The sequence below is a fragment of the Thalassospira sp. CH_XMU1458 genome, assembly GCF_037027205.1.
Classification (GTDB): domain Bacteria; phylum Pseudomonadota; class Alphaproteobacteria; order Rhodospirillales; family Thalassospiraceae; genus Thalassospira; species Thalassospira tepidiphila.
In genome coordinates this window covers 747,184-760,139 of the sequence record NZ_JAYMDW010000001.1, presented here as the reverse complement: position 1 = coordinate 760,139, position 12,956 = coordinate 747,184, and the positions used below count along the sequence as shown (strand labels likewise).

Annotated in this window: 9 protein-coding genes; 4 read left to right on the top strand and 5 right to left on the bottom strand. The window is 55.7% G+C overall.

Translation table 11 applies throughout. The features are described from left to right. Positions 1–237: 237 nt before the first annotated feature. A complete protein-coding gene (locus WBY09_RS03545) occupies positions 238–1,545 on the bottom strand; it encodes an HlyD family type I secretion periplasmic adaptor subunit (protein ID WP_197146101.1) in 1,308 nt (435 codons plus the stop codon). Then, complete coding sequence (locus WBY09_RS03540) at positions 1,545–4,031, bottom strand: type I secretion system permease/ATPase (RefSeq protein ID WP_336232007.1); 2,487 nt, start codon at positions 4,029–4,031, stop codon at positions 1,545–1,547. The genes WBY09_RS03545 and WBY09_RS03540 overlap by 1 nt, the downstream gene beginning before the upstream one ends. Positions 4,032–4,449: 418 nt before the next feature. Here WBY09_RS03540 and WBY09_RS03535 point away from each other — a divergent pair, with 418 nt between their 5' ends. The 3 genes from WBY09_RS03535 to WBY09_RS03525 all read left to right on the top strand — a co-directional run bounded on the left by WBY09_RS03535 (position 4,450) and on the right by WBY09_RS03525 (position 6,533). Next, positions 4,450–5,343: a M48 family metalloprotease gene (locus WBY09_RS03535; protein WP_286792819.1), complete on the top strand. Its 894-nt coding sequence runs from the start codon at positions 4,450–4,452 to the stop codon at positions 5,341–5,343. Between the two features lie 69 nt (positions 5,344–5,412). Next, positions 5,413–5,685: an HNH endonuclease gene (locus tag WBY09_RS03530; protein ID WP_336232006.1), complete on the top strand. Its 273-nt coding sequence runs from the start codon at positions 5,413–5,415 to the stop codon at positions 5,683–5,685. 110 nt (positions 5,686–5,795) lie between these two features. Further along, the gene (locus tag WBY09_RS03525) at positions 5,796–6,533 is read left to right on the top strand and encodes a MarC family protein (protein ID WP_336232005.1); all 738 of its coding nucleotides are present in this window, start codon (positions 5,796–5,798) and stop codon (positions 6,531–6,533) included. A 37-nt stretch (positions 6,534–6,570) separates the two neighbouring features. Here the strand turns inward: WBY09_RS03525 and WBY09_RS03520 are convergent, their stop codons facing one another. Together WBY09_RS03520 and WBY09_RS03515 are read right to left on the bottom strand one after the other, a co-directional pair. Next, positions 6,571–7,488 (bottom strand): calcium/sodium antiporter, encoded by a 918-nt coding sequence (locus WBY09_RS03520; protein ID WP_336232004.1) that lies wholly within the window; start codon positions 7,486–7,488, stop codon positions 6,571–6,573. Positions 7,489–7,659: 171 nt separating this feature from the next. After that, a complete protein-coding gene (locus tag WBY09_RS03515) occupies positions 7,660–10,044 on the bottom strand; it encodes a transketolase (RefSeq protein ID WP_336232003.1) in 2,385 nt (794 codons plus the stop codon). 561 nt (positions 10,045–10,605) lie between these two features. On the opposite strand from WBY09_RS03515, the gene WBY09_RS03510 reads away from it, so the two are divergent. After that, positions 10,606–11,493, top strand: a complete 888-nt coding sequence (locus tag WBY09_RS03510) for a hypothetical protein (RefSeq protein ID WP_336232002.1) — start codon at positions 10,606–10,608, stop codon at positions 11,491–11,493. A 63-nt stretch (positions 11,494–11,556) separates the two neighbouring features. On the opposite strand, the gene WBY09_RS03505 is transcribed toward WBY09_RS03510, so the two are convergent. Continuing rightward, positions 11,557–12,783: a methionine gamma-lyase gene (locus WBY09_RS03505; RefSeq protein WP_296989541.1), complete on the bottom strand. Its 1,227-nt coding sequence runs from the start codon at positions 12,781–12,783 to the stop codon at positions 11,557–11,559. Positions 12,784–12,956: the final 173 nt, after the last annotated feature.

Here is a 12,956-nt window from a genome sequence, read left to right as displayed (position 1 = left end):
CTCCCTACATGGGAATTATTTTTACCAGTACTGCGGCGAACAATCGGCCACAGAATCGACTTATACCGTAGTATAAATTAGATTTATGCGAATCATCAATAGAAAATGACTCGCCCGGGGATGGTTGATGCGTTTTTTCTCATATTTTCCGGCGTTTTGGAAGGAAAAAGCCCGGTCTGTCAGAATCTGTCAGGTTGTATAGATTCTGCCATCATGACCTATACGTTATTTACCAAATCATTGTTCGCGGAATGCGCGATCAAAGCTGGTGGTGATCGGTGAAAACAGGTAAGCAAGAATCGTTCTGGCACCCGTTACGATCTCCAACTGGGCGGGCATGCCGGGCGACAAAATCATGCCTTCATGCTCTGCCAGGCTCTCGGCATCGATCTCGACCATGGCCTGGAAATAGGATCGGCCTTCGGAGTCTGTCAGCCGGTCCGGCGAGACATCGGTTACAGTGCCCTTGACCGGCGCAAACCAGCGCTGACTGAACGATGTCACCCGGATATTGACCGGAAGCCCGGCCGAAACGACGTCAATATCGTTCGGGGAAACGCGGGCCTCGATCACAAGCCGATCATCCGCCGGCACGATTTCAAGCACCTGTGCACCGGGCGGAATGACCCCGCCGATCGTGGTGAACTGCATGTTGGTCACCGTGCCATTGCGCGGCGCCTTGATGTCGGAACGCACCAGGATATCCTCGGCCGAGCGCAGGCGTTCGTTCAGATCGGAAATCTCGCTTTGGATATCGCGCAATTCTGTGTTGATCGATTGCAGGTGGTCACGCATCAGTTGTGACTGGCTGGCCTTGACCTGCTGGATTTGCTGTTCGATCCGGGCAATATCTGCGGAAAACCGCCCGATATTACCAAGGGTTTCAACCAACCGGCTTTCGAGTTGCAGCAACCGGGTCCGCCGCGCATAGCCAAGATCAACCATCGGTTTGACCATGGCGAGCTCTTCCTTGACGATCCCGACCTGCTGTTCGGCAGCGGTCTTTTGCTCGCGCGTGCCAACAATCTCGCGACGCAATTCCTTGATGCGCTCGTCATAGAGCGCAAGCTCACCGGCAAACGCACTGCGGCGACTGTCAAACAGGGTGCGTTGTGCATCGGTGATCGAAAAATAGCGCGGATCTTCAAGCGGCGGCGGGAATGACAAATAATCATCCTGCGCCCGTTCGGCAATCAGCCGCGTCTGGGTCGCCAGCGCATTGAGATAACGGTTATTGAGCAGATCATAACTCGCCCGTGAACGTGTATCATCAAGCCTAATCAGGACATCACCCGCCTGGACCCGCGTACCATTGCGCACAAGAATGTCGCGAATGATGCCGCCTTCAAGATGCTGAACGCTTTGTCGGCCCGAAAATGGCGCAACCACACCACTGGCCGTCGCGGCCGAATTGACCTCAGCAGTACCGGCCCACAGAAGGACCGAGCCAAAGCCCAAGAACAGGATCAAAAAGCCGATCCGCACCAACGGCTTAACATCGGTACTAAGCTCGCGCGCGGTTGGAAGTTGCACACCACCAGACATCAGGCACCACCCTGTCGACGTTCAGCCGATCCTTCAACCACACGCAATTGCGGACGACCGCGACGGGTATTTTGTGCACTTGGTTGTGCGCGATCCATCGGGCGGTCTTCTGCCTCGGCCGGTTTGCGGCGCGGTGCCCGCGCTGCAGCCGCGCGTTCGGCATCCTCACGCACTTTGCGCATGCGCATCGCGGCTTCTTCGCGGGCCTTGGCGATGGCCTCGGCTTCACTTATTTTGCGCTGTGGCGCAGGCTTGCGGGCCGGTTGTGCGGTGCGTTCCGGCTGGGCCTTTGGTTTGGTCGCGGCGCGCTTGGGCGCAAGATCGGCGGCACTTGCCGGACGGGCTTCACGCGATGCACGGGCTGGCGGATCCTTGCGGGCTGCGTCCCTTGTCGCAGCTTGTTTCTTGCTGACCGGGCGCATGGTCATCATCGTGCCACCCGGGGTCGGCTGTGGCTTCATTTCTGTCTTGGCGATACCTGCCGCCTGCTTCGCAGCTTGTGCGCGACCAGAACCTGCTTCACCGGTGGCACCGAAATCCGCGATCTCAGGTGTTTCCTCGATCCCGACCTCAGGTTCCGGCGCGCTCATGGCTGCTGCCGGATGGGTATTGGGGACCGTGTTTTTCTCGACAATCGGGCGCGGTGCGTCGGGATTGGGCACGGCAATCTGTTTGGGGGTGATGCGCATTTGACCATCATATGGCAACGCGTCGGCCATTGGCTCGGCCGGGCGGGACATTGGTGGCAGGCCACGCGCAATTTGATCACTTTCCGGAACCGGTTTTGATACTGCTGATTTCGCGCCACCCTTGACCGGCACAACCTGAATTTGCCCGTCGGCCAGTGCCAGAATGGCATCGGCGCGTGCCAGAATTTCGCGTTCGTGACTGACGATAAAGGTCGTGATGCCGTTTCGGCGCAAAACATCGATCAGTTCGCTGATATGGGTAACGCCATTGTCATCAAGGGCTGTTGTCGGTTCATCAAGCAACAACAAACGCGGACGCGAAAACAGGGCGGCAGCGAGTGCGATCAATTGTCGCTGCCCGCCCGAAAGATTGCGACCGCCACGATCAACCCGCGTGTCATAGCCATCTGGCAAATCCAGAATGAACTGATGCGCGCCTGCCAATTCAGCAGCCTGAATGATGTCGCGCATTTCCGCATTGCCAAGACGGGCAATGTTTTCGGCAATTGTGCCTGGGAACAGGAACGGGTTTTGCGCCAGATACCCTATCTGCGCGCCCATTTCGGTGCGATCTGCGCGGGATGCTTCAACGTCGTCAAGCTTGACCGACCCCGAACCCGGCAACCAGATGCCCATGATCAGCTTCAAAAGCGCGGTCTTGCCGACCCCGTTGAACCCGGCGATTGCAATGATCTGCCCCGGTCCGGCCTTGAACGAGAATCCCTTGAAAAGCACATTGCGGCTGTTGGGCGGCGCAAAGACAAGACGATCGACACTGACCGACATGCCGCGTCCGCGCGGCATGGGTGCCGGGACCGTCTGACGTTTTTCAAGCAGGATATTATTAAGACGCTCGAACGAACTGCGGGCCGCATTCCAGCTGCGCCATGCGGTCACTGCGCCATCAAATGGCGCCAAACCGCGCATGCCAAGGATCATGGACGCCACCATGATGCCGATCGTAATGCTTTCGGACAGAACCAGATAGGCGCCAACCCCGATAAAGCAGACCTGCATGGCAAGGCGGACAAAATGCGATAACGTGGTCGATGTGCCAACACGGCGGCTGGCCTGACCTTCCCAATAAAGCGAGTCTGACTGGTCCGCCTGCCAACGCTGACGGGCAGACTGGGTCATGCCCATCGCTTCCATCGCCTCGGCATTGCGGACATAGGTTTCTTCCTGCGCAATACCGCGGTTCTGGCTTTCTTCGGACCGGTCGACGGAAATCTTGGCCGCGGCTTCGTTGGCAATCGCAATCACGATCAAAAGCAACGCCCCACCACATGCCACCATGCCAAGCCGGGTATCAAAGATGAACACAACCCCGATATAGACCGGGGCCCACATGAAATCGATCAGGGCAAACGGCCCACTACCGGTCAGGAACCCGCGCAAACCATATAGATCGCGCAAAGGTCGCTGGCGCATCTGGCTGCCGCGTGCCGATTGCTGCACAACGTGGGCAAACAGCTCCCCGCCCAAACGCAGATCAAGTGCCGTCCCGACCCGGATCAAAACCCGTGATCGCAGCTGTTCCATTGAGGCGATGAAAACCAGAACAAGACCAATGCCCAGGGTAAGGAGGGCCAGCGTATCCACCGACCGGCTGGAAAGAACCCGGTCAAACACCTGCATGGAATATATCGGGATCACCATGTTCAGCAGGTTGATCACCATCGAGAATCCGCCGACAAGCGCAATCGACCGCCAGAACAACCGTTCCAGCGGGGTACGATCCCCTTCGCGTCCCGCATCCGATTTGCGGGTTGGTCGGATTCTATCCAACAGGCTCATCAAGTCCTTCCACTACCACCGCCCATGAAACAAGGGCAGATCTCTTATATCTGTTGCCGTTGACCATTTGGCAATTGCGCATGACAAACCACCCGCGCGGCAAAGCCACAACGGGTATCCTAGCCAATGGCATACTCCCACTATTCTAGTCGAATATATAAGGATGTGTTAAGATTTCGCCGCAAAGCCCTTTATTTCATTGCCTTACCGCGTCATCTCATCGCGCAATTCTTCCCAAATCCCGTCCTCGAAACCCAACCGCGACTTGCGGGCAACAACCTGTGCTGGATCAATGCAAACAACCGATTGTTTGACATAAATTTTTCCGACCATCCCAAAGGTTGCATTTGCGTATATGCAGTGATCATCCCTATCTTTGGATAAGGCCCCAACCCGAACCCTGACAGGCAAATCGCGAATGGCTGACAACACGCCGCAGCTTCCCGACTTCATTCAACGCTTTCTCGCCATTCAACCCGGTGGAGTCTCCCACGCGGGCGGGCTGATGGCGTGCATGATCGGCGTTCTTGCCGCCTGTGCATGGATGCTGGGCGGGATATCGATGATGATTTCGGCTGGTATTGCGGTTGCCCTGATGCTCGTACTTTCACCGATGATCTCGCCAGAAATCCTGATGAAGATGCTGCGCGCCAGTCCGCTTTCGGGGGAAGATTATCCCGCCATTCATGAAATGAGCCGCCTGCTTTCCGAACGCGCGGAACTTGGTCACAAACCAAAATTGTTCCTGCTGCCCGGCAAGGGTGTTAACGCCATCACGACCGGAACGGACGACAACACCACGATTGCGATTTCAAGCGATGCGGTTCATGGCCTGTCACCACGTCAAATGCGCGCCATTTTGGCCCATGAAGTGGCGCATGCCTGGCATGGCGATACCCGTATCTTGCTGATTACCGATGTGCTTTATCGCGCAACATGGACCATCGCGCTGTTTGGTCTGGCAATTTTCATCTTTGGCGATTTCAATCCACCCGCCTGGATGATTATCCTGTTTGGTGCGGTGCCGACGATTAGCTTCCTGTTCCAGCGCGCGGTCATCCGCGACCGTGAATTTGCCGCCGACCACGGGGCAAGTGATTTGCTCAATGGCCCGGAAGACATGATTGATGCACTGCTGCATATTGATCAGATCAACCGCAAACGTCTGGGTCTTGTGCCTTATCGCAGCACCCAGCCGCCCAGCCTGCTGGATACCCATCCGTCGGTTGGCGCGCGGATCAAGGCGCTCCGCGCCCTCAAACCCGGTACCTGGCAGAAATTCTTTGAAAACCGGCGGATGCCGCCGCAATAATCGACCATGGCAATACCGGGCAATTCTGATCGTTCTGATCTTGGACAATGTGCGATCTGTGGTCGGACGATGATCGCAGGTCCCAGTGTTGATCGCCATCACTGGCACCCGAAATCACAGGGCGGGACTGAAACCGAATGGCTCCATCGCGTTTGCCATCGCATGATCCATCGCCTGTTTGATGAAGCCACCCTTGCACGCGACTATAACAGCTCTGACAAGCTGCTTGCCCGTCCCGATATCATCAAGTTTGTCAAATGGGTGCGCAAGAAACCGGTTGATTATGTCGACTGGCCGGAAAGCGCCGGGCGCTATGGGCGCAATCGTGGCAAACGGCGATAAGGCCCAGCATTGGCAAACCGCCCGAAAGAACTGCCCATTTAACCATTTACCTGCGAAGATGGGCGCAATATACGCATCCATCGCGCAATCGCCGAAAGCAGGAAGAACCGATGCCAAGCCTTGATATGCTCAACGAATTGATCCCGGTCTTTGTCACACTATTTGTGATCATCGACCCGTTGGGTCTGGTGCCGGTCTTCATCGTCCTGACGCAAGGCACCAGTGCTGCGCACCGCCGGCGCATGGCGATCCGTGCCTGCTTAACGAGCTTCTTCATTCTTGCGGCCTTTGCGCTGATCGGCGAAGGATTGCTGGGCGTGTTTGGCATTCATATGCCTGCTTTCCGGATTGCCGGGGGCACGTTGCTGTTTTTGATCGCGCTTGAAATGCTGTTTGAAAAGCGCAGCCAGAAACGTAACCAGCGCGCCGAACAGGTTCATCAGGAACTTGAAGAAGATCACGACACCGACAAGGCCGGAAAGACCGCCAAAGCCAAAACCAAGCCCGCTGCCACCAAAACAGCGGACGGCCCGACCATCCCGGATGACGAGGCCGATGATGTCTCGATCTTCCCGATGTCGATCCCGTTCCTGTCCGGCCCCGGTGCCATCGCATCCGTGATGCTTCTGATGGGCAAGTTCGAAGACAATATCGCCATGCAGGCCAGCGTCATTGGCGTGGTCGCCGTCGTGATGGTGATCGCCTTTGTCTTTTTCCTGCTGGCAAACGTGGTTGCCAAACGCCTCGGCCCAACCGTCGCCACCGTGGTATCACGCCTGCTCGGCATGATCCTGGCCGCCCTCGCGGTTCAGTTCATTATTGACGGCATAAAGCAGGCGTTTTTCTAGAAAATCCGCCAAACAGCCTGCCCTGCGCTAACAATCCTTACTGGGCCGTCCAGACGTAACCGGCATACAGCACCAGCATGATGATGCCGGGTATCCGGCCAATCTGTGGACGGCGAAGCATCAGCGTCAGGCCAATCGAAACTGCAATCATCACCGGAAGGTCAAACATCAGGAACCGGTCCGCGACCGGAATCGGGGACACAACCGCTGTCAGGCCAAGAATCCCCAGGATGTTGAAAATGTTCGACCCAATAATATTGCCAATCGCGATTTCGGATTGCTGTTTCAATGCAGCAATCAGCGATGTCGCAAGCTCTGGCAGGGACGTACCAACCGCAACAATCGTAAGCCCGATAAAGGCTTCGGACACCCCAAAGGTGCGCGCGATGGTCACTGCCCCTTCGACAAGGTAATGGGCGCCAACCATCAACATGGCCAGCCCCGCAACAACCCAGACAATTGACAGCCAGACATTTGAAACTGCCTCAGGCAGATCCGTCGATGACGCGGGTTCCGAACGCGACTGGCGATAGGCAAACACCAGATAACCAATCAACGCCGCAAACATAAACCCACCGGCGACACGACCAAGGTCACCAAGCGCAAAGAACGGCACCAGCACGACAGCAGCACCAAGCATCACAGCGGTGTCCCGACCAAGCGTGCGGCCAGATACGGCGATTGGCCAAACCACGGCAGAAACACCAACAATCAGCAAGATGTTGGCAATGTTGGACCCGATAACGTTGCCAAGCGCGATATCCGGCACACCACGCAATGCCGCATCCATGGAGACAAGAAGTTCCGGCGTCGATGTCCCGAAACCGACCACGGTCAAACCAATCAGAAGCGATGACATGGAAAGTTTGCGGGCGATCCCGACGCTACCGCGCACCAGAGATTCTCCCCCAAAGAAAAGCCCGGCCAACCCGCCGAGCAACATCAGATATTCCATGACCAACGTCCTTTCAGACCACGATAAACATCAACCGACATCTTCAAGATGCTTTGCGAAGAGTTGTTCCGTCGACCGATCACTTGCAAGCGCGCTTGGTCACCAGTTCAAAATAAAAAAGGGACGACATCAACAACGTCGCCCCTTTCTAAATTCAATGGGTCAGCTTACTCAATCCCAACGCTTTGCCGCGCGCAGGATCGCATCGGTGCCGATCTGGTAGTGATCATACAGCGCGATGCTGTCGCCGCACTGGCCAAAGGCATTCACACCAAGCGGGGCAACCGCATGACCACGCACCCCACCAAGCCACGCAAGCGCGGCCGGGTGGCCGTCAATCACCGTGACAAGCCGTGCATCCGCCGCCAGCGGTTTCAGCAGATTTTCGACATGGGCCATTTTACCATCGGCCTTGCCTTCAAGGCGGGCGCGCTCAAGATCCTGCCATTCATTGTACAGACGATCGGTCGAGGTGACAGCCAACAGGCCAAGCCCCGGATGATCTTCAGACAGCTTTTCCCAGGCCGCAATTGCTTCGGGTGCCATGGCACCGCAATAGGCAATCGCCATCTTGCAATCGTCGCCCGGCTGACGCAGCCAATAGCCGCCCGAAATAATTTCGGTCTTTTCAGTTTGTGACAGGTCACGTTCCGGCTGTGACAGCGGTTTGGTCGACAAACGCAGGTAGATCGATCCACCATCCGGGTCCTGCATATGTTCAAACGACCAGCCCATGATGGCAGCCAGTTCATCGCCAAAGCTTGGCTCAAAACTGGTCAGGCCGGGTTGACCCATGCCGATCATGGGCGTGCTGATCGACTGGTGCGCCCCGCCTTCGGGGGCCAGCGTGATGCCGCTTGGTGTTGCCACCACCATGAAACGCGCATCCTGATAGCAGGCGTAATTCAGCGCATCGAGGCCGCGCGCAATGAACGGATCATACAGCGTGCCAATCGGGAACAGGCGTTCGCCAAACAGGCTGTGCGACAGGCCAAGGGCGGCAAGGTTGAGGAACAGGTTGTTTTCGGCAATGCCAAGCTCAACATGCTGTCCGCTCGGCGATCTGATCCATTTCTGGGCCGAGGGGACCTTGCGTTCCTTGAACTCATCGGCCAGTTCTTCGCGGCCAAACAGACCACGCTGGTTCACAAACCCGCCAAGGTTGGTCGAGACCGTCACATCGGGCGATGTGGTGACGATCCGGTCCGACAGGTCGCTATTCTTCATCTTGGCCAGTTCATTCAAAATCTTGCCAAAGACTTCCTGCGTGCTGGACGTTTCGGCACGCGCATAGGGCATTTCGGGGATGGTGATGTGCTTGGCCGACTTGTTGCGCGGGGCATCATCGTTAAACGGTGCCCTGGCGATGTAGTCCCGAAGCGCATCGGCACTGATATCAAGGCCAGCCGCGACATCCCATTCCTGCCCGTCGGCGATCTTGTTTTGCAGCTTGAAGGCATCCATTTGCGGGACGTTCATCAGGCCCGCATGGTTGTCCTTGTGCCCCTGAAGCGGCGTGCCATAGCCCTTGACGGTATAGGCAATAAACACGGTCGGCTTGTCATTGGGAACGGCGTCAAAGGCACTTAGCACCGCTTCCATGCAGTGGCCGCCCAGATTGGTCATCAGATCATGAAGCTGATCATCGTCATAGTCGCCCAAAAGGCTTGCCAGCGCATTGTCGCCCGGCATGTCTGATGTGATCTGTTTGCGCCATGCCGCCCCGCCCTGGAAGGTAAGGGCGGAATAGATGTCATTGGGCGCGTCATTCAGCCATTTTTTCAGCGACTTGCCGCCCGGCTTGGCAAAGGCATCATGCAGCTTGCGACCATATTTGATGGTAATGACGTTCCAGCCAACCGCGCGGAAGAAACGGCCAATCACGCGGAACAGATGGGCATCAATCATACCATCAAGGCTTTGGCGGTTATAGTCGATCACCCACCAGACATTGCGAATGTCATGTTTCCAGGTATCAAGCAGCGCCTCATAGATGTTGCCTTCATCAAGTTCGGCATCCCCGACAAGGGCGACCATGCGACCGGGTGTTTCATCCTTGGGCAGCATGTCCTTGTAGCGCAGGTAATCTTGCGTCAGGGCGGCAAAGTTTGTCACTGCCGCGCCAAGGCCGACGGAGCCGGTGGAGAAATCGACCTGATCGCCATCCTTGGTCCGTGACGGATAGGATTGCGCACCACCGAACGAGCGGAATGCTTCGAGCTTTTCCTTGGTCTGACGACCAAACAGATAATTGATCGCATGAAATACCGGGCTTGCATGCGGCTTAACCGCAACCCGATCCTGCGGACGCAGAACATTGAAATAAAGCGCTGTCATAAGGGTCGTCATCGACGCACAGCTGGCCTGATGGCCGCCAACCTTGATGCCGTCGCGCTTGGGGCGCAGATGGTTGGCATTATGGATTGTCCAGCTTGACAGCCAGCGCACTTTCTTTTCAAGCAGACCCAGCATCTCAAGGTCCTTGGCATTGATATCGGCCGTGCTGCTTGCTTCGATGATTTCACCGATTTCCGGTGCGCTTTCCTGTACTGACATTTCCTGATTGCTTTCTTTTTTATCCGATATTGCGGGTTTCATGCGATGTCGTCTGGCGTCTCAATAATTCGGCACCACAATGCCGATTTTTAGGGGCACGTCGCGGAAATCAAGATGGCGGTCCGGCAATTCACACAAGATTCGGCAATTTCACTGAAATGTTGGAATCAGCTGCGACGATCACAGGGAAACTCTCGAATTTCCGTTCCAGCAAAAAATCCCGAAAATCGCTGCCCCGCACTTATTCCCGTGCGAGTCGATCAAACCCGGAAGACCGCCAAATTCGACCAGCGCCGGGTGGAAGATTGCGGCTTGGGTGCAACCCCGGCTCAAACTCTTTGCACAGAAATATCTTATACTGATATATAGATACCGCCTCTCCTAAAGTTCGCTTCCGGTGACGTCTAAATTGCCAAACTTTCTCTCGTTAAGATCTCTTTCCCTGACCGAAGTTATTCTGTTCTGATGACAGTCCGGATCGGAGCAATTCGAGGCGCATTATCCTCTGTGGCCAACCGGTTCACAGCCATCCAAGATGTTGCTCGACAATTTCTTTGGCTGATGGTCTTCACTGCGTACCTGTTTGGTGGCATCCCTGCCCATGCGCAGCCAGAAGCCGCCAATGATCCGCGCCTCGTGCGCATCCCCATGGATACAACATCGGAATTTTGCCGCGGCGAGATCACCTGGGAAGCACACCGGGAATATCACATCGATCTGTTGCGACTGGCCCTGAGACTGAGCGGGCACAACGCCACCCTTTTGCCGGTATGCATGGATTACCCGACAGAAGACCGGCGTATCCCCATGCTCGAAGCTGCCGACCAGTTTGATGTGGTTTTCTTTGGCACCAATGCAGAGCGCGAAGAAAGGCTGCTTGCCGTCTATATCCCGATTTATCTTGGCACCACCGGCTTGCGGCTGTTCATGCTGCATAAAGACCTCAAAGAACCGTTCAGTCAGATTGAGACGATTGACGATCTCAGGAAACTTTCCATGGGTCAGGGACTTGGATGGCCAGACAACGAGATTTTGACTGATAACGGCTTTGACGTCGTTAGCGGACGATATCGAACGCTTCATCGTATGCTCGACGCAAGGCGATTTGATCTTTATCCGCGCGCCTACTGGCAGATTGCCGGCGAATGGAACTGGATGAAGTGGGAAGCACCCGGTATCGAAATCGGCCATAAAACAGCACTTTATTACCCGCAGCCGATCTATTTCTTTGTCAGCCCGCAAAATCCCAATCTGCGCGACATCATCGAAACCGGCCTTAAGCGCGCCTTTTCAAACGGCATGATGCTGAATCTTTTGAAAACCCATCGCGATACCGCACCGTCATTCTCGCAGATTGATTTGCACGATCTGAAAGTCATGCGGATCGACAATAAACACCTGTCAGACCGATCGCGCGAAGCAATGGCTCAATACAGTCTGTTTGACTAGTGGCGGGTGAAAACAGTGGACCGGAATGGCGCCAGGCCACCCCGATCCACAGTTGATTTGCCGTTACTCGGCAGCAATCGCCATCTGATCGCCATCGAGTGCGTTAGACAAATCAGCCAGAATATCATCAATGCTTTCAAGCCCGGCTGACAGACGGATCAGACCATCGGTGATCTGATATTCGGCACGTTCTTCGGCGGTGTAGGTCGAATGGGTCATGGATGCCGGATGCTGGATCAGGGTTTCGGCATCGCCCAGACTGACCGCGCGCGTAATCATGTTAAGGCCGTTCATCAGTTTGCGGCCTTCCTCGATCCCGCCTTTAAGCTCGAACGCGATCATGCCGCCAAACCGGTCCATCTGTTTTTTGGCCAGTTTATGATGCGGGTCGCTTTCAAGCCCTGGATAGAAGACCTTCTCGACCTTCGGGTGCTTCTCCAGGAAATCGGCGATCTTTTCAGCATTGTCGCAATGGCGCTCCATGCGAAGCTCAAGCGTTTTAAGGCCACGCATCACAAGGTTGGCATCCTGTGCGGAAAGCACCGCACCGGTCATGTCCTTAAGCCCGACCAGACGGACCTGCGTCATGTCTTCAAGTGTTCCGATCACCGCGCCAGCCATCAGATCGCCATGGCCACCCAGATATTTGGTTGCGGAATGCACAACGATATCGGCACCGAGTTCAATCGGGCGCTGCAGATACGGCGTGCAATAGGTGTTGTCGACAACGACCTTGGCACCATGCTTGTGCGCGATGTCGGAAATGGCTTCGATATCAACCAGACGCATGTTCGGGTTGGCCGGTGTTTCGAAATAGACAATCTTCGTCTTGTCCGAGATCGCCTTTTCCAGCTCTTTCGGATCGGTCAGATCGACATGGGTGTGCTTAATACCGAATTTTTCCAGACCGTGGCGGAAATAGGCAAACGTGCAGCCATAAAGCGTGCGATCGACAATGATCTCGTCGCCCGGCGCAATGAAGGTCCAGAAGACAGATGTGATCGCACCCATGCCCGATGCGGTCGCAACGGCAGCTTCACCGCCTTCAAGCACCGCAAGACGCTTTTCGAGAAGATCCAGCGTCGGGTTGGCGATGCGGGAATAGATAAAGCCCTGCTCGTCGCCAGCAAAGAACCGCCCGCCCTGCTCGGCCGTTTCGAACGCAAAGGTCGATGACATGTAAACCGGCTGGTTCAGCGCGCCATTGTGGCTTTGCGGATCGTAACCGTGATGGATCGCACGGGTGGCAAAGCCGGTTTTGGCGCTGTTATGTTTGTCATGGGCAGACATCGGAAGGCTCCTTGAAATGCGTTTATTCTGCCCCGATAACCGCAATCGCCATGCCAGATTTGAAAATCTCTTGTTTTCAAAGGCTTACGGAAATGGTCGGCTCTTTGTGCGTAAATATTAACTTACACTTCGACGGCTATCATCATCGGAAAGCGCAAAGACGCTGGATTTCA

Excerpts from the sequence above, each read along its gene's own strand:
- WBY09_RS03545 (WP_197146101.1), bottom strand. The coding sequence starts at position 1,545 with ATGTCTGGTGGTGTGCAACTTCCAACCGCGCGCGAGCTTAGTACCGAT.
- WBY09_RS03540 (WP_336232007.1), bottom strand. The coding sequence starts at position 4,031 with ATGAGCCTGTTGGATAGAATCCGACCAACCCGCAAATCGGATGCGGGA.
- WBY09_RS03535 (WP_286792819.1), top strand. The coding sequence starts at position 4,450 with ATGGCTGACAACACGCCGCAGCTTCCCGACTTCATTCAACGCTTTCTC.
- WBY09_RS03530 (WP_336232006.1), top strand. The coding sequence starts at position 5,413 with ATGATCGCAGGTCCCAGTGTTGATCGCCATCACTGGCACCCGAAATCA.
- WBY09_RS03525 (WP_336232005.1), top strand. The coding sequence starts at position 5,796 with ATGCCAAGCCTTGATATGCTCAACGAATTGATCCCGGTCTTTGTCACA.
- WBY09_RS03520 (WP_336232004.1), bottom strand. The coding sequence starts at position 7,488 with ATGGAATATCTGATGTTGCTCGGCGGGTTGGCCGGGCTTTTCTTTGGG.
- WBY09_RS03515 (WP_336232003.1), bottom strand. The coding sequence starts at position 10,044 with ATGTCAGTACAGGAAAGCGCACCGGAAATCGGTGAAATCATCGAAGCA.
- WBY09_RS03510 (WP_336232002.1), top strand. The coding sequence starts at position 10,606 with ATGGTCTTCACTGCGTACCTGTTTGGTGGCATCCCTGCCCATGCGCAG.
- WBY09_RS03505 (WP_296989541.1), bottom strand. The coding sequence starts at position 12,783 with ATGTCTGCCCATGACAAACATAACAGCGCCAAAACCGGCTTTGCCACC.